Origin of the sequence: Actinophytocola sp. (assembly GCF_035762905.1) — a bacterium.
Lineage (GTDB): Bacteria > Actinomycetota > Actinomycetes > Mycobacteriales > Pseudonocardiaceae > DASYTH01.
Map to the genome: position 1 here is coordinate 76,796 of NZ_DASUCC010000044.1, position 17,193 is coordinate 93,988.

The following is a 17,193-nucleotide window of genomic DNA, read 5'->3' on the forward strand; positions in this document are numbered from 1 at the left end:
GGCGCCGGGCGCGGGCCTGGCTTGCGTGGCCATGGCACGGCCCCTCACTGGCAATTCACCGGACTGGAGGCGGGGACTCGCCGCGCCGGAATCGGTGATTCGGTTGCTGGGCCTGGCAACTCGGGTGTTGGAGCTGGGGTTTCGGTTGCTGGGCCTGGCGGCTCGGGGGCTGGAAGTGGGGGTTCGGGTGCTGGAGGTGGGGGTTCGGTGGGCTGGCGCTGTTGATCAGGGGGTGAAGAACTGGGTGAGGGCTGGGGCGAGGGCGTCGGGGGAGACGTCGTGGGTTTGGTTGGGGAGGGTGTGGTGGTCGGCGTTGGGAAAGGCGTGGGCGGTGGATTTTGCCGCCTGTTGAAGGGTTTGCGGGCTGGCGCCGCCGGAGAGGAGAAGGGTGGGGATGGTGACGGGGAGGTGGCGGGGAATGGTGCTGTCGCCGAGGATCTCGTCGTCGTAGGCGAGGGTGGGGGCGATGGCCTCGAGGACGGGCCAGGCGGGTTGGGTGCGGATGTGGTCGATGGCCTGCGCAGGGATGCCGACGTGGGCCATGAACAGGGCGACGGCGTCGCCGCGGCGGCCGGCGGCGAGGAGGGCGCGCAGGCGGGCGGTGTAGTCGGCGAACCGGGGGTGGGGTTCGGCTTCGGCCAGGAACGGGGGCTCGTAGAGGGCGAGCCGGGTGATGCGTGGGGTGACGGCGGCGGTCGCCAGGCACAGGGCGGCGCCGGAGGAGATGCCGTAGATGAAGGCGGGGGCGGGGTCGGACACCGCGAGGACGGCTTGCAGGTCCTCGATCTCGCGGGCCGGGGAGTAGGGCGGTGTGTCGGCGCTGTCGCCGCGGCCGCGCCGGTCGTAGGTGTAGACGGTGAAGTGCTCGTGCAGGGCCGCGGCAAGCGGGCGTGCCGGACCGGCGGCGCGGTAGCACATGGCGCCGTCGACCAGCACCAGGGGCGGGCCGCTGCCGGTGCGTTCGTAGGCGATGGTGGTGCCATCGGCGGAGGTGACGGTGGGCATGAATGGCTCCTTTATCGGGCCAGGCCGGCGAGGTAGGCGTCGAACCGGTCCAGGCTGGTGGCGAACCCGGCCCTGGCCTCGGCGCTGAGGTAGGCCTCGGGAACGTTGGTCTGGTGGGTGATCACCTCGGTGTGGCCGTCGCCGCGGTCGGTGAAGGTGATCGTGGTGCGCATGCCGCCCTCGACGTCGGACTCGATCCACACCAGCCGGTGCGGGCGGTCGATCTCGACGTAGACGGCCCGCATGGTGTAGCCGCCACCGTCGGCGTCGACCATGGTGGTCTCGAACTTCCCGCCCGGCCGCAGGTCGACCACGATGCCGTCGACCGGCGTGCTGGTCCCGGCCGGGCCCCAGAAGTGGGCCAGGTGCTCGGGGTCGGTCATGCAGTCGAACAGCAGCTCCGGCGAGGCGCGGTGCACCCGCCGGTAGGTCAGCTCACCGGTCATCGGACTCTCCCCGGAGCAACGTGTGCAGGTGTGCCTCGAGCCGGTCGTGCCGGTCGGCCCACAGCTGCCGGTGCCGCTCGATCCATCCGGCGGCGTCGTGGAGCCGGTCGGCGTCCAGCACGCAGGGCCGGGCCTTCCCGACCCGGGTCCGCCGGATCAGCCGGGCCCGTTCGAGCACCTTGAGATGCTTGGACACCGCCTGCTGGGTCAAGGCGAACGGCTCGGCGAGCTGGTTCACCGTCGCCGCCCCGGTGGCCAGGCGGGTCACGATCGCGCGCCGGGTGGGATCGGCCAGCGCCGAGAACACCAGGCTCAACTCATCTTCGATGACAATCACGATCGCGACGGTACACACAACCATCGAGTTGTACAACCGAATAGTTGTGGCTTAGCCCTCGTCCACCTCGCGGTAGCTCAGGCCAAGGCCGAGGTCCCCGGTGAGCAGCGGTCGCATCCGCTTCAGCGTCTCGATCATGGCCTCGACGTCGACGGTGGCTTCCCGGGCGGTGCGAGCCTTGGAGATCTCTCGCCTTGCCTCGCCGAGGAAGCTGGTGACCAGCCAGATCAGCACCCGGTGCACGGGATCGTCGTCCGCGCCGAGCAGCTTGAAGTTGCGGTTGATCCACTCCCGGCCGTCCCGGTGCTGGATCTCGTGGAACCCCGGCGGGGTGTCGCCGACCTGGAAGATCCGCACCAGGTCTCGGCGGCTCCAGGTGGCTTCCAGGTAGGCCCGCGCTCCGGCGACGAACAGGTCGAACGGGTCGGTCACGCCGGACTCGCGGGCCCGGTCCAATCCGCCCCGGGCGATCCGCAGCTGCTCCTCGTGGTGCCGGCGCCACAGCGCCAGGAACAGATCGGTCTTGCTGCCGAAGTGGTGGTAGAGGCTGCCGACGCTGGCCCCCGCGCGCTCGACCACCTCGGTCACGCTCGCCTCGGTGAACCCCCGCCGGGCGAACACCGCTCGCGCCGCGTCCAGAAACTCCGCCCGCACGCCTTCGGTGCTGCTCCACTGCCGCCCCGCCGGCGTCGGCTTCCTCGGTGGCATGACCTTCCTTTCGATCACGCACATTATCGCGATCCCGGTGCCCATCCCGTTGACAAGTCCGCGCGGGGTCGTGTGTCATGACTTTCCAGAATGTAATTCTAGGATGCGCTGTGCTGGAGGAATGATGGACGACGCGGTCCAGTACCGGCTCGAGGCCGGGGTGGCGACCGTGGTGCTCAACCAGCCGGAATCGATGAACACGATGAACCCGGCGCTGCTGGAAGCGGTGACCGCCGCGCTGGAGCGGGCAAGCGAGGACGACGAGGTGCGCGTGCTGGTGCTGACCGGCACCGGCCGGGCGTTCTGCGCGGGCGGCAACCTGAACAACTTCGCCGCCGGTCAGGGCACCGACCTTCCGGTGGCCACCCGGATCAGCCAGCTCCGCATCGCCATGCGCACCTCGCAGCTGCTGCACGAGATGCCCAAGCCGACCATCGCCTCGATCAACGGTGCGTGCGCCGGTGCCGGGTTCGCCTGGGCGTGCGCCGCGGACCTGCGCTACTGCGCCGAGTCGGCCCGGTTCAACACGGCGTTCCTGACCGCCGGGCTCTCCGGCGACTTCGGCGGTTCCTGGACCCTGCCGCGGATCGTCGGACCGGCCAAGGCTCGTGAGCTGTACCTGTTGCCGGACAAGTTCGACGGACGCACGGCGGAGCGGATCGGTCTGGTCAGCCAGTGCGTCCCGGACGCCGAGCTGCCCAGGCTGGTGGCCGGCATCGCCGAGCGACTGTGCGCCGCGGCGCCGCTGGCGATCCGGGCGATCAAGCGGAACTTCAACGAGTCCGCGGCCAACGACTTCGCCACGCAGCTGGACCGGGAGGCCGACCGGCATGCCCGGTTGCAGTACACCGACGACGCCAAGGAGGCCGCGGCCGCGTTTCTGGCCAAGCGGCGCCCGGTCTTCAACGGCCGGTAGAGAGAGGTCCCGATGGATATCGATCTCGGGCCGGAGGCGGCCCGGTTCCGCCAGTCGATGCGGGAGTGGATCGCCGGCAACGCGCCGGACGGCCTCGCCACGTTGACCGACTGGAACGTCACCGGCATGACCGGCGGCAACCCGGTCAACGCCGAGGCCGAGCGGAGCCCGCTGTACGCGGAGTGGGAACGCCGGCTGCGCGCGGCGAACCTGATCTGCGCGTGGTGGCCGGAGAAGTTCGGCGGCCGCGGGCTGACCCCGGTGCAGCACGCCATCTTCACCGAGGAGCTGAGCCGGGCCGGGCTGCCCTACGTGCGGCGCGGGTTCGGCGAGGCCATGGTCGGTCCGTCGATCATGGCGCACGGCACACCGGAGCAGCAGGAGTACTTCCTGCCCCGGATCATCTCCGCGGAAGACGTGTACTGCCAAGGGTTCTCCGAGCCCAACCACGGCTCCGACCTGGCCGGCGTGCAGACCAAAGCGGTGCTGGACGGCGACGAGCTGGTGATCACCGGGCAGAAGGTGTGGACGTCGGCGTGGTACCGGGCCAACATGATCTTCATCCTGTGCCGCACCGACCCGGACGCCCCGAAGCACCGCGGCCTTTCCTACGTGCTCGTTCCGTTCCTGGACAACAACATCCTCGCCCGCCCGCTCAAGCAGATGACCGGTGCGGCGGAGTTCGGCGAGGAGTTCTTCGACGGCGCCCGGGCCCCGCTGTTCAACGTCATCGGCGGCCTGAACAACGGCTGGCGGGTGGCCATGACCACGCTCGGGTTCGAGCGCGGCGGTGGCGTCTCGACCGCATACCTGCGGTACGAGAAGCAGTTCTGGGATCTGGTCGAGCTGGCCAGGAAGGTCGGCCGGGAGCGCGATCCGGTCGTGCGGCAGGAACTGGCCTGGGCCTACAGCCACGTGCAGATCATGCGGTTCACCGGGTTGCGGGCGCTGGCCCGGCTCGCCTCCGGCCAGGAGCCCGGCCCGGAGGCGTCCACGACGAAGCTGTTCTGGAGCGAGTACGAGCGGCGCCTCGGTGAGATCGCCGCCGATCTGCTCGGCGCCGAGGGCATGATCCGGCCAGCCGGCGACGGTTACCCGATCAGCCCGTGGCAGGAGGTGTTCCTGGCCAGCCGGGCCGGGACGATCTACTCCGGTACCAGCGAGATCCAGCGCAACATCATCGCCGAACGCGCGCTTGGCCTGCCCCGGGCCGGAAGTGCGTCATGACCGCGCTGGTGTTCACCCCCGAGCATGACGAGCTGCGCCGCTCGGTGCGCCGGTTCCTGGAGGCGAAGTCGCCGAGCGCGGCCGTGCGCGCGCTGATGGCGGACGAGACCGGCTATGACACCGAGGTCTGGAAGCAGATGGCCAACCAGCTTGGCCTGCAAGGGATCGCCATTCCGGAACGGTTCGGCGGCAGCGGATTCTCCTTCGTGGAACTGGCGATCGTGCTTGAGGAGACCGGCCGCGGGCTGGTTCCGGCGCCCTACCTGAGCAGCGTGGTCATGGCCGGCTACGCCATCCTGGACAGCGGCGACGAGAGCGCCGCGGCCGACCTGCTGCCCGGCATCGCCGACGGCAGCCGGGTCGCCACGCTGGCGTTTACCGAGGACAGCGGCCGGTGGGAGCCGGACGCGATCACCATGCCGGCCACCGCAGACGGCGACCGCTGGCTGCTCAACGGCGCGAAGTCCTACGTGGTCGACGGCCACATCGCCGATCTCCTTGTGGTCGCGGCGGAAACGGCCGCCGGGCTGAGCCTGTTCGCCGTGGACCCCGCCACCCCCGGCATCACCCGATCCCTACTGCCCACCCTGGACCAGACCAGGAAACTGGCCCGAATCACCTTCGACGACGTGCCGGCCCGCCTGATCGGCACCCCCGGCGGCGCGGTCGCCACGCTGCCCCGCACCCTCGACAAGGTCGCCCTTGCCCTCGCCGCCGAGCAGGTCGGCGGAACCCAGCGGGTGCTGGACATGGCCGTCGAGTACGCCAAAGTCCGCCACCAGTTCGACCGCCCCGTCGGCAGCTTCCAAGCCATCAAACACAAAGCGGCCGACATGCTGGCCCGCCTCGAGTCCGCCCGCTCCGCGGCCTACTACGGCGCCTGGGCCGTTGCCACCGACTCCGACGAGGTCCCCACCGTCGCCAGCCTTGCCAAGGCCTACTGCTCGGACGCCTTCTTCTTCGCCGCCGCCGAGAACATCCAGATCCACGGCGGCGTCGGCTTCACCTGGGAACACGACGCCCACCTCTACTTCAAACGCGCCAAATCCACCCAGCTCTTCCTCGGCGACACCCCCTACCACCGCGAACAACTCGCCCAACGCATCGGCATCTGAGTGCCCTGTCCGCACAGTGGTCGAACCGGCGACGGCGAAGATCACGAACCAGGGCTGGAGTACGAGAAGCGGTCGAGGCGGCAGCCCGCCAGCGTCGGCTCGACGGTGCCCTCGACCAGTTCCCGCGCGACCAGGTGGCCTACGGCCGGGGCGAGCGTGACCGCCGAGTGCGTCACCGCGAGGTAGAGGCCGGGCACGTCGGGGACCGGGCCGATGATCGGCGCGCCGTCGGCCGGCATGGGGCGTAGGCCGACCCGGGTGCTGAGTAGTTCGATGTTCGCGGTGCCGCGGAAGGTGGACCGGATCGCGGCCAGCGTCCGTTCGGGGGAGTCGGCTGCGGCGTGGAGCCGGTCCGGGGCGATCTGCCGGAGATCGAAGTCGCGGTTGTGGACCACGGTGCGGACCAGACCGGTCGGGGCGCGCAGCCGGAACAGCGTCGCCGGTGACGTCTCGACCGGGACGCGGATGCGCAGCGGCGCGGCCAGCGCGGCCGTGGCCGCTCCGGCCGCGAGCACCACGGTCGCACCGGCGAGGGGGCCTGCGGCCGTCTCGACTCCGGCCACCCGACCCGCGGCGTCTCGGCGGAGCGCGGTGATCGGGGTGTGCGGATGTACTTGTGCGCCGTGGGCGCGGGCGCCCGCGACCAGCCGCTCGGTCACGCCTACCGGGTCGGCGGCGCCGTCACCGGGTGCCCAGACGGCCCGGTCCGGGGGCCGGCGCAGGGTGGGCTCGAGGCTCGCCACGGTGGCCGCGTCCACGATCTCCTGCCCGGGCCCGGCCTGCGGCGCGGTGTCCGCCGCGCCCCAGGACAGTGAGCCGGACCAGGTCACGGGCAGTCCCGGCAGCTCGGCCTCGAGCCGGCGGTACTCCTGCGTCGCGGTCACCCGCAGCCCGGCGGCCGGACCGGTGCGGACGCCGGCCGCTCCGATCCAGGCGAACGAGTCCGCCGTCACGCCCGCGCCCGGCCGCCCGGCATCGACCAGCGTCACCACGGCGCCGGCCCGAGCGGCGTGATAGGCCACCGAGGCCCCGACGATGCCGGCGCCGACGACCACCACCATCGCGCCCGAACCAGCCACTACCCCATCAACCCGCCAGTCCCGGAAGCGATTACCTCCTCAAAGTACTGGAGGCGTTGCCATTGGGTGGTTGATGTGGACGTGGGTGGGGGGAGGGGGTGGGGGGCGGTTGGGGTCGAAGGTGAGCAGGAGGTGGTCGGGTTCCTCGGTGAGGAGGGTGAAGCCGGCGAAGCGGAGGGTGATGAGCATGATGCGGTTGACCGGGGTGGGGACGAAGTGGGCCAGCGGGCGGCGGCCGGTGGCGAGGGTGGTGCGGATGAGGTGGGTGAGGAGTGCCGTGCCGACGTTGCGGGACATGACGCGGCAGGACATGAGTAGGAGGTCCAGCACGGCGTCGGTGCGGGTGTGGGAGAGGACGGCGAGGCCGATGGTGCCGTGCGGGCCGAAGCGGTCGGTGAGGGTGGCGACGAGGACCTGATGGTGGGGGGAATGGCTGAGGGTGCGTAGTTCGTCGAGGTCGAAGGTGCGGCCGGTGGTGTTGAGCTGGTGGGTGCGGATGGTCAGCTCGTGGGCGCGGGCGAGGTCGGCTTCGGTGGCGGGGCGGACGGTCATCGAGAGGTTCAGCCAGGTTTGGAACTCGGTGGGGGAGCCGGAGAACTCGCGTTCGGCGACGGTGCGGTGGCGGTTGGACTGGTAGTAGAGCCGGCGGTGGCGGGATTCGTCGGTGACGACGTCGGGTTGGAACTCGGGGAGGGCGGGCAGCGCGCCGACCTCCGCGGCGGGGTAGCAGCGGACCATGGGAAGTGCGGCGGTCACCTCGGCCCGCTCGACGGCGTCGTTGTCGGCGAAGGCGACGGTGTCCAGGCCGATGTTCAGCTCGGTGGCGATGCGGCGGATCGCCTCGGACTTGGCGCCCCAGCCGACCTCAAGCACGCAGAACAGGTCGGTGAGGTCGTGCGCGGCCAGGTGGGCGGCGGCGACGGCGTGGTCGCCGCGGCTGGCCACGGCGTGCAGAATGCCGCGCCGGTCCAGGGTGTGCAGGGTCGACCGGGCGGCGGGGAACGGGCGCGGGCGGTCGCCCTCGAGGACCACGCCGTCCCAGAGCGTGTCGTCCAGGTCCCAGACCAGGCACTTGACCGCGGTCATGTGCGCCGCCGCAGGGCGTAGTCGCCGAGATGTTGCTCGGCGACCTCGTCGGAGCCCTCGATGATCCGCATCACCCGGGCGTCCCGGAAGAACCGGCCGACCGGGCTGTCCGCCGCGCACCCGGCCGCGCCGTGGATCTGCACCGCCGCCTCGCTCACCGCCGACGCCGCCCGGGCCGCGGTGTACTTGGCCAGCACGGTCTGCACCACCGCGTCCGGCTCGGCGAAGTCGCGCACCGCGGCCGCATGAGCGCAGGCCCGCCGCGCCGCGCCGGCCTCGGCCAGGCAGCGGCCGAGCAGCGCCCGAACCGCCTGGTGCCCGGACAGCCGCACCCCGCCCTGGGTTCGGCGCGCGGCGTGTCCGGCCGCGAGGCCCAGGCACGTCTCGGCCATGCCGACGCAACCCCAGGCGACCGTGTACCGGCCGTGGTCCAGGGCCGTTCCGGTGACGTGGGACAGCCCGAAACCGGGCGGTGCCAACAGGTTCTCCGCCGGCACCGGCACGCCGTCGAACCGCACGTCGGCCAGGCCCGCGGCCCGCAGGCCGAGCTGCCCGCCGACCGGGCACACCTCGACGCCCGGCCGGTCGGCCTCGACCAGCACCGCGACCGGCTGCCCGTCCAGCATGGCCAGCACCAGGAACACCCCGGCGCACTGCCCGAACGTCACCCACAGCTTCTGACCGCGCAGCCGGAACCCGCCGGGGGCCACCTCGAGCGCGCTGGTCACGGCGGACAGGTCGCTGCCGGCACCGGCCTCGGTGGCGGCGAACCCGGCCACCGGCTCGCCACGGGCCAGCCCGGGCAGCCACCGGTCCCGTTGCTCCGGTGTGCCCCAGCGCAGCACCGCCGCGGCCACCATGCCCTGCACCGTCGCCAGTGCCCGCAGCGCGCTGCACACCCCGCCGAGCCGGGCGCACAGCTCGCCGAGCTCGGCCTGGGTCCGGGCGGTTCCGCCGTAGCGGACCGGCAGGTCGGCGGACAGGAAGCCGGCGCCGGCCATGGTCGTGACCACCTCGGCCGGCAGCGTCCCGGCCCGGTCCCAGCCGCCGGCCTCGTCTCGCACGGAATCGCAGAAGCTCGCGGTGTCCATTGTGGTCACCGGGACGGCACGGTCCGCTTCGTCCGAACGAACTCGGACACCCGGTTCATGGTGCGGAAGTTGTCCAGGTCGAGATCCTCGACCTCGACGGTGATCCCGTAGCGGCGCTCCACAAAGGCGACCAACTCCAACGCCAGCAGCGAGTTCACCAGGCCGAGCGCGAAATAGTCCTGGTCCGGCTCCGGCGCGTTTCCCGCCGTCACACCGGCGAAGAAGTCGCGCAGATCAGCGATGATCTCCGCAGGTGGACAGTCCATTTCCGAAAATTGTTCACCGGTCACACCAGACCTCCTTCCCGGGCGGAACGTAACATGCGGAACGGGAACCCGGCCAGCCTCCGTTCGGCGGCTTGTCTGTTCACATGGTGAGCTGTAACCATCCTTCACCTGGTAACCCTCCAGGAAAGACGTCCCACTATATGGACAACAGACCATGTTAGTCGCGAATGGACAGTGCAGCGCCGTGTCCGATCTGCTCGTGGAACGGGCAGATCAGGACCCCGACGCCACGGCCGTCGTGTACGGCCGGGACCGGTTGACCTATGCGGAACTGGCGGCCCGCAGTGCCGCGCTTGCCGCCCGGTTGATCGAGCACGGAGCGGGTCCGGAGACCATTGTCGGACTGCTCGTCGAGCGCGGTGTGGAAATGGTCGTCGCGGTGTTCGGGGTGCTCAGGGCCGGTGCCGCCTACGTCCCACTCGACCCGGACCACCCACCGGACCGGTGGCGGCTGCTGCTCGCCGACGCCGGTGCCCGGTGCGTCGTCGCCCACCCCACACCGGCCGGACCGCTGCCGCCCGGGGTGGACGTCCTGACCGTGCCTGCCCAGCCGTCCGCGGAACCGGTGCCGGCGCCGCGAATCCGGCCGGACAACCTGGCCTATGTCCTGTACACGTCCGGTTCCACCGGGACGCCCAAGGGCGTGCTGGTCACCCATGGCGGCCTGCGGAACCTGTTCGACAGCCACCGGCGGAACATGTTCGACCCGGCGGTCCGTGCCGCGGGTGGCCGGCGGCTGCGGGTCGCGCACACCGCGGCGCTGTCCTTCGACGGTTCCTGGATTCCGTTGCTGTGGCTGCTCGCCGGGCACGAGGTGCACGTGATCGATCGCGCCACCCGGCTCGATCCGGCCGCGACGGTCGGCTACCTGCGCCGGCACCGCGTCGACGTGCTCGACGAGTCGACCAGCTACCTGCGGATGCTGCTGCTCGCCGGCCTGCTGGACGGCGAAGCCCGGCCCCGGGTGGTGATCGCCGGCGGCGAGGCGGTCGACCCGGACCTGTGCGCGGCCCTGCACGCCGCCGGGGTGAGCGGTTACAACGGCTACGGCACAACGGAATCCACCGTGGAGAACCTGATGTGCCCGGCGGCCGAGGTCCGCGGCACGGTGCTCGGCCGGCCGATCGACGGGACCGTCGCGTACGTGCTGGACGCCGCCATGGCGCCGGTCCGGCCGGGTGGGACGGGAGAGCTGTACCTGGCCGGCGCCGGTGTCGCGCGCGGCTATCTCGGCCGCGGTGGGCAGACCGCGGCCGCGTTCGTCGCCGACCCGTTCGGCCCGTCGGGCACCCGGATGTACCGCACCGGTGATCTGGTGCGCCGCCGCGACGACGGCCTGCTGGACTTCCTCGGCCGGTCCGACACGCAGATCAAGATCAATGGCATCCGAGTGGAACCGGGCGAGGTCGAAGCGGCTCTGCTGCGCCATCCCCGGGTGGCCGCGGCGGCCGTGGTGGCCCGCGAGGACGGCCCCGGCCGCGGCCACCTGGTCGGCTACCTGGTGCCAGCCGATCCGGTGACCCCGGCCGAACTGCGCGCGTTCCTCGGCGCCACGCTGCCCGGTGCCCTGGTGCCGGCCCGGTTCGTCACGCTGGCCGAGCTGCCGCTGACCGCGAGCGGGAAGGTGGACCGGCGGGCGCTGCCCGACCCGGCCGCTCGTCCGGAGGGCGCGGAACCCTTTGTGCCGCCCGGAAACCCGGACGAGGAGCTGATCGCCGGCATCTGGCGTGCGGTGCTCGGCGTGCAGCGGGTCGGGGTCCGGGACGACTTCGTCGAGCTGGGCGGGGACTCGATCCGGGCCATGCGGATGATCTCCGCGCTGAACCGGAGCCGGGGCACCGCGCTGCCCGCCCAAGTGGTGTTCGAGCACCGCACGGTCGCCGCCCTGGCCGCGAGCCTGCCGGCCGGACGGTCCGGCCCGGCCGAGCCGCTGGCCGCCGCGCGCGGGTCCACCCTGCCGCTCTCGTTCGGCCAGCAGCGCCTGTGGTTCCTCGACGAGTTCCGGCCCGGCGGCGCGGAGTACAACACCCGGGCCGGCTACCGGTTGCGCGGACCGCTGGACCTGTCCGCCCTGAGGTCGGCACTGGACGCGCTGGTCGAGCGGCACGAGTCGCTGCGCACCACGTTCCACACCGTGGCCGGGCGGGGCGCGCAGGTGATCAACCCGCCGTACGCCGTTCCGCTCGAGCGGAGCGAGATCGCCGAGGCGGACGTCGACGCCGGGCTGCTGGCCGAGGCGGCCCGGCCGTTCGACCTGCACACCGGGCCGCCGCTGCGCGCGGTGCTGTTCCGGCTCGGCCCGGACGACCACCTGCTGGCGCTGGCCCTGCACCACATCGTCACCGACGGCTGGTCCATGGGAATCCTGGCCGACGAGCTGGGCCGGCTGTACTCGGCGGCGGTGACCGGCGAGCCGGCCCGGCTGCCGGCGCTGCCGTTCCGGTACGCGGACTTCGCCGCGTGGCAACGGGAACGGCTGGCGGGACCGGGCACGGACGCCCAGATCGCCTACTGGGAACGGCAGTTGGCCGGCCTCACCCCGCTGGAGCTGCCCACTGACCGGCCCCGGCCGGTGTTGCGCGGCACGGCCGGCGCGGTGCACCGGTTCACCGTTCCCGCGGAGTTGACCGCGCGGCTGACCGAGGTCGGCCGGTCCCGAGGCGCCACCCTGTTCACCACGCTGGTCGCCGCCGTGCAGGTGTTCCTGGCCCGGCACACCGGGCAGCGGGACATCGCGCTCGGCACGGTCACCTCCGGCCGCACCCGGGCCGAGGTGGAGAACCTGGTCGGGTTCTTCGTGAACACCGTCGTGCTCCGGGAAACGATCGACGCCGATTTGTCCTTTGTGGACCATCTGCGCCGGGTGCGGTCGACCGTGCTGGACGCGGTCGGCAACGACGAGGTGCCGTTCGACCGCCTGGTCGAGCTGCTGGCACCGGACCGGGACACCAGTCGCACCCCGCTGGTGCAGGTGATGGTGGTGCTGCAGAACGCGCCCGCCGCGCCGCCCGCGATGGCCGGCCTCGCCGTGGCCGAGGTGGACCTGCCGAGACGGTCCGCGCTGTTCGACCTGACCTGCGAGTTCGAGCCCCGGGACGGCGGGTTGCTCGGCAATCTGGAGTACAGCACCGAGCTGTTCGACCCCGGCACGATCGCCGCGCTGGCCGAGCGGCTCGTGGTGCTGCTGGAGGGAATCGCCGCCGACCCGGCCCGGCCGCTGTGCCGGCTGCCGGTGCTGACCGCGGCCGAGCGGAACCGGTTGCTGGTCGAGTGGAACGACTCGCCGCCGGCACCGGACCGGTGCGTGCACGAGATGTTCGCCGATCAGGTCCGGCTGCGGCCGGACGCGCCGGCCCTGGTCGCCGGAACCGGCACGGTGACCTATCGGGAGCTGGACGTCCGGGCGAACCGGTTGGCGCACGGGCTGATCGCCCGCGGCGCCGGCCCGGACACCCGGGTCGGCGTGTGCGCGCCGCGCGGCATCGACGCGATCGTGGCGATGCTGGGCGTGCTGAAAGCCGGCGCGGCCTACGTTCCGCTCGACCCCGGTGACCCGGACGAGCGGTTGTCCCTGCTGCTCAAGGACTCCGGGGCGGGCCTGGTGCTGCTCGGCCGGTCCGCGCGGGACCGGGTGCCCGGCGACGCCGAGGTGCTGCGGCTGTCCGGCGACTGGTACGCCGACCTGCCGGAGCACGCGCCGCGAACCCCGGTCCGGCCAGACAACCTGGTCTACGTCATGTACACCTCCGGATCGGCCGGAGCACCCAAGGGCGTGCTGGCCGAGCACCGGTCGGTGACCCGGCTGTGCGCCGACGGCCACGTCCGGGTCGGGCCGGACGACGTGCTGGCGCAGTATGCCCCGCTGTCCTTCGACGCCGCGACGTTCGAGGTGTGGGGCGCGCTGCTGTCCGGCGCCCGGTTGGCGATCTGCCCCGGCCGGGTGCTCGGCGTGCAGGAGCTTGGCGGGTTCCTGCGCGCCAACGGGGTGACCACGCTGTGGCTCACCGCCGGCATGTTCCACGAGATCGCCGCCGCAGACCCGGACGTGTTCGCCGGACTGCGCAGGCTGGTCTCCGGCGGCGACGTGCTCGCGCCGGAGCACTGCGCCCGGATCCGGGACCGGCTGCCGCACCTGGAGCTGATCAACGGCTACGGGCCGACCGAGGGCACCACGTTCACCACCTGCCACCGCGCAGGCGACGCCGAGCGGCCGGTGCCGATCGGCCGGCCGCTCACCGGAACCCGGTGCTACGTCCTGGATCCGGACCTGAACCCGGTCCCGGTCGGGGTGCCCGGCGAGCTGTACGCCGGCGGATCCGGTCTGGCCCGGGGCTACCTGGGCCGGCCGGGCCTGACCGCGCAGCGGTTCGTGGCCGACCCGTTCGGTTCGGGCACCCGGCTGTACCGAACCGGGGACGTGGCGCGCTGGCGGCCCGGCGGTGTGCTGGACTTCGTCGGCCGGATGGACGACCAGGTCAAGATCCGGGGTTTCCGGGTCGAGCTGGGCGAGATCGAGGCGGCGCTGCGCCGGCACCCGGACGTCGCCGAGGCGGTCGTGCTGGCCCGGCAGGACACCCCCGGCCACCGCCGGCTGGTCGGCTACGTGGTGCCCCGCAACACCGTGGACGCCGGGGAGCTGCGTGCCCATCTCGAGCGCACCCTGCCCGGTTACCTGGTGCCCGCGGCGCTGCTGGTCCTGGACCGACTTCCGTTGACCCCCAACGGAAAGGTCGACCGGGAGGCGTTGCCCGCGCCACGCGGCACCGGCCGGTCCTACGTGCCGCCGCGCGGCCCGGCCGAGGAGCTGCTCGCTCGGGTGTGGGCCGAGGTGCTCGGCGTGGAGCGGGTCGGGTCCGGCGACAACTTCTTCGACCTCGGCGGCGACTCGATCCTGAGCATTCAGGTGGTGTCCAGGGCCAGGCAGCTCGGCCTGCGGCTGACCTCCAAGGACGTGTTCCTCCGGCAGACGCTCGGCGCGCTGGCCGCGTGCGCCACGCCGGCGGAGGTCGCGCCGGGCGAGCCGGAACCGGTGTCCGGGCCGGCGCCGCTCTCGCCGATCCAGCGCTGGTTCTTCGACACGGTCACCGAGCGGCCGGGGCGGTTCAACCAGCGGGTGACGGTCCCGCTGGCCGGCGACGTCGACCCGGCCGCGCTGCGTGCCGCGGTGGAAGCCCTGCCCCGCCAGCACGACGCGCTGCGCCTGCGGTTTCGCCGGACCGAAGGGCGATGGCGGCAGGAGCACACCGAAACCGTCGCGGTCCGTTGGTCCACGGTGGACGAGTTCGATCTGGCCGCCGGACCGCTGTTCGCCGCCGGCCTGGCCGGCGACTCGCTCGTGCTGACCGCACACCACCTGGTGGTCGACGGCGTCTCCTGGCGGATCCTGCTCGAGGACCTGCGCACCGGATACCGGGCGGCGCTGGCCGGCAAACCGATCGAGCTCGGTCCGCGTACCACCCCGTTCGCCGGCTTCGCCCGCCGGCTGCACGAGCACGTGACCGCGGGCGGCTTCGACGACCAACTCGCCTACTGGGCGACGGCCACCGACCCGGCGGGCGCGGCGCCGGACCCCCCGGCCGGACCGCAGCGCACGGTGACCGTGCGACTTCCCGCCGGACCCACGGATGCGTTGCTGCGCAAGGCTTCCGGCGCCTACCGCACCCGCACCGACGACCTGCTGGTCGGTGCGCTGGCCCGGGTGCTTGCCGGGTGGACCGGGCGCGACCGGGTGCCGCTGGAGCTTGAGGGGCACGGCCGCGAGGAGCTGTTCGACGGCGTCGACCTGACCCGCACGGTCGGCTGGTTCACCACGCTCTACCCGGTCACCGTCGACGTGTCGGGAACCGGCTGGGCCGAACTGATCAGATCGGTCAAGGAGCAGCTGCGCGCCGTGCCGAACCGCGGCATCGGCTACGGCGCCCTGCGCTACCTGGGCAACGCCGGGCTGGCCGAGCACCGGCCGCTGGCCACGTTCAACTACCTCGGCCGGTTCGACCTGGCGGCGGACGAGCTGTTTGCCGGTGCCCCCACCGGAATCGAGCTGGACCGGGCCACCGGCGACGGCACCGCCCGGCTCGACGTCACCGCCTCGGTCACGCCGGCGGGCGAGCTGCAGTTCGAATGGACGTACTCGGCCGGGGCGCACGACGAGCCGACCGTCCACCGGCTGGCCACCGAGACATTGGCGGTACTGCGGGAGATCATCGACCACTGCGGCACGCCCGGCTCCGGTGGCCGCACGCCCTCGGACTTCCCGCTCGCCCGGCTCAGCCAGGCGGAGCTGGACCGGGCGATCGGCACCGGCGGCCATGTCGCCGACGCCTACCCGCTGACCGCCATGCAGGCCGGAATGCTGTTCCACAGCCTGTCCGAACCGGGCCTCTACCTCGAGCAGATCTGCCTCACCCTGACCGACGTGCCGGATCTGCCGGCGCTGCACCGGGCCTGGCAGCGGGTGGTCGACACGACACCGGCGCTGCGCACCGCGGTGCTCACCGACGGGCTGCGGGAACCGCTGCAGGTGGTGCACCAGGCCGCGACGCTGTCGGTGGCCGTGCACGACTGGAGCGAGCGCCCGGAGTCCGGGCACGCGGACGCGCTGCGCGAGCTGCTGGCCGCGGACCGGGCCACTGGCCTGGATCTGGCCCGGCCACCGCTGATGCGGGTGTCGCTGATCCGGTTGGCCGGCACCGCCGTCCGGGTGGTGTGGACGTTCCACCACGTGGTGCTGGACGGCTGGAGCACGTTCCAGGTGCTCGCCGACGTGCTCGCCGTCCTGGCCGGAACCGAGCCGCCGGCCCGCCGGCCGTTCGGCGACCACCTGCGCTGGCTGGCCGGGCAGGAACCGGCCGCGGCACAGGAACACTGGCGGGCCGTGCTTGCCGACCTGCGCGCGCCCACCCCGCTGCCCTACGACCGGCCACCGGGCCGGGCGCACCGGACCCGCTCGACGTCCATTGTGGACTTCGCGCTGTCCGCCATGGACACCGCACTGCTGTCCGGGTTCGCCCGCCGGCACCGGATCACGGTGAACGCGGTGGTGCAGGGCGCCTGGGCCCGGCTGCTGGCCCGGCACAGCGGGATCCGTGAGGTCTGCTTCGGCGCCGTGGTGTCCGGCCGCCCGGCCGAACTGTCCGGTGTGGACGCCATCGTGGGCATGTTCATCAACACCGTGCCGGTGCGGGTGTGCGTGACCGGCGACGAAGACCTGGCCGGCTGGCTGCGCCGGCTGCAGGCCGACCAGGTGGAGGCTCGGCGGCACGAGCACGTCTCGCTGGCGACACTGCGGCGCTGGACCGGTCTGCCGGCCGGCGCCAACCTGTTCGACAGCATCGTCGCGTTCGAGAACTACCCGTTCGACCAGGAGAACCTTGCCGGGCAAGGGATTCACCTGGACAACGTCACGGCCGTCGAGGTCACCAACTACCCGCTCAACCTCGTCGCGCACGGCGGCGGCCCGCACGGCGATGCACTCACCTTCCGGCTCGGCTACGACCCGGACCTGTTCGACGCCGGCACGGTCCGGGCGCTGGCCGCCGAGTTGGCCGGGCTGCTGGAAGACCTGGCACAGGACCGGAACCGGCCGGTTGCCGACCTGCCGCCGGTGCTCGCCGACCCGCCCGCGCAGCACGGTCCGGCCGCGCCGCCGGCCTACCGGGCGCCGCGCAGCGCGACCGAGCGGGTCCTTGCCCGGATCTGGGCCGACGTGCTCGCGGTGGACCGGGTCGGGGTGGACGACGACTTCTTCGCCCTTGGCGGGGATTCCATCCTGTCCATCCGGGTGGCGGCCCGGATGCGCGCGGACCTCGGCATCGACCTGCCGCCGCGGACCATGTTCGACAACCCCACGATCGGCGCGCTGGCGTCGGTGTACGACGAGCGGTAACCGGAGGACCC

The 17,193-nt window shown here is 72.5% G+C and carries 12 protein-coding genes; 4 read left to right on the forward strand and 8 right to left on the reverse strand.

Annotation, left to right across the window (positions count from 1 at the left end; genetic code table 11):
• Window positions 1–225: 225 nt before the first annotated feature.
• From VFV67_RS08770 to VFV67_RS08785, 4 genes are read right to left on the reverse strand one after another with little or no spacing between them, the layout of a single operon-like run.
• Window positions 226–1,005 carry an alpha/beta hydrolase gene (locus tag VFV67_RS08770; RefSeq protein ID WP_326468651.1) on the reverse strand — a complete coding sequence of 260 codons (780 nt, stop codon included), beginning with the start codon at window positions 1,003–1,005 and terminating at the stop codon, window positions 226–228.
• A gap of 11 nt (window positions 1,006–1,016) precedes the next feature.
• The gene (locus tag VFV67_RS08775) at window positions 1,017–1,451 is read right to left on the reverse strand and encodes an SRPBCC domain-containing protein (RefSeq protein ID WP_326468652.1); all 435 of its coding nucleotides are present in this window, start codon (window positions 1,449–1,451) and stop codon (window positions 1,017–1,019) included.
• On the reverse strand, window positions 1,441–1,779 hold the full coding sequence (locus tag VFV67_RS08780; protein ID WP_326468692.1) for a metalloregulator ArsR/SmtB family transcription factor: 339 nt from the start codon (window positions 1,777–1,779) through the stop codon (window positions 1,441–1,443). Before VFV67_RS08780 ends, VFV67_RS08775 begins: the two co-directional genes overlap by 11 nt.
• Before the next feature lie 60 nt (window positions 1,780–1,839).
• Window positions 1,840–2,496: a TetR/AcrR family transcriptional regulator gene (locus VFV67_RS08785; protein ID WP_326468654.1), complete on the reverse strand. Its 657-nt coding sequence runs from the start codon at window positions 2,494–2,496 to the stop codon at window positions 1,840–1,842.
• Between the two features lie 124 nt (window positions 2,497–2,620).
• On the opposite strand from VFV67_RS08785, the gene VFV67_RS08790 reads away from it, so the two are divergent.
• Genes VFV67_RS08790 through VFV67_RS08800 form a run of 3 tightly spaced genes read left to right on the forward strand, consistent with a single transcriptional unit; the run spans window position 2,621 to window position 5,754 of the window.
• On the forward strand, window positions 2,621–3,412 hold the full coding sequence (locus VFV67_RS08790; RefSeq protein WP_326468656.1) for an enoyl-CoA hydratase-related protein: 792 nt from the start codon (window positions 2,621–2,623) through the stop codon (window positions 3,410–3,412).
• A 12-nt stretch (window positions 3,413–3,424) separates the two neighbouring features.
• Complete coding sequence (locus VFV67_RS08795) at window positions 3,425–4,639, forward strand: acyl-CoA dehydrogenase family protein (protein WP_326468658.1); 1,215 nt, start codon at window positions 3,425–3,427, stop codon at window positions 4,637–4,639.
• Complete coding sequence (locus VFV67_RS08800) at window positions 4,636–5,754, forward strand: acyl-CoA dehydrogenase family protein (protein ID WP_326468659.1); 1,119 nt, start codon at window positions 4,636–4,638, stop codon at window positions 5,752–5,754. The genes VFV67_RS08795 and VFV67_RS08800 overlap by 4 nt, the downstream gene beginning before the upstream one ends.
• 41 nt (window positions 5,755–5,795) lie before the next feature.
• Here the strand turns inward: VFV67_RS08800 and VFV67_RS08805 are convergent, their stop codons facing one another.
• From VFV67_RS08805 to VFV67_RS08820, 4 genes are read right to left on the reverse strand one after another with little or no spacing between them, the layout of a single operon-like run.
• A complete protein-coding gene (locus VFV67_RS08805; RefSeq protein ID WP_326468661.1) occupies window positions 5,796–6,815 on the reverse strand; it encodes an FAD-binding oxidoreductase in 1,020 nt (339 codons plus the stop codon).
• 57 nt (window positions 6,816–6,872) lie between these two features.
• Complete coding sequence (locus VFV67_RS08810) at window positions 6,873–7,919, reverse strand: HAD-IIIC family phosphatase (RefSeq protein ID WP_326468662.1); 1,047 nt, start codon at window positions 7,917–7,919, stop codon at window positions 6,873–6,875.
• Window positions 7,916–9,010, reverse strand: a complete 1,095-nt coding sequence (locus VFV67_RS08815) for an acyl-CoA dehydrogenase family protein (protein WP_326468663.1) — start codon at window positions 9,008–9,010, stop codon at window positions 7,916–7,918. The genes VFV67_RS08810 and VFV67_RS08815 overlap by 4 nt, the downstream gene beginning before the upstream one ends.
• Window positions 9,011–9,015: 5 nt before the next feature.
• Window positions 9,016–9,276 (reverse strand): acyl carrier protein, encoded by a 261-nt coding sequence (locus VFV67_RS08820; protein ID WP_326468664.1) that lies wholly within the window; start codon window positions 9,274–9,276, stop codon window positions 9,016–9,018.
• A 205-nt stretch (window positions 9,277–9,481) separates the two neighbouring features.
• Here VFV67_RS08820 and VFV67_RS08825 point away from each other — a divergent pair, with 205 nt between their 5' ends.
• Entirely contained in the window at window positions 9,482–17,182 is a 7,701-nt protein-coding gene (locus VFV67_RS08825) for a non-ribosomal peptide synthetase (RefSeq protein ID WP_326468666.1), read from the forward strand.
• The last annotated feature ends 11 nt before the right edge of the window (window positions 17,183–17,193 follow it).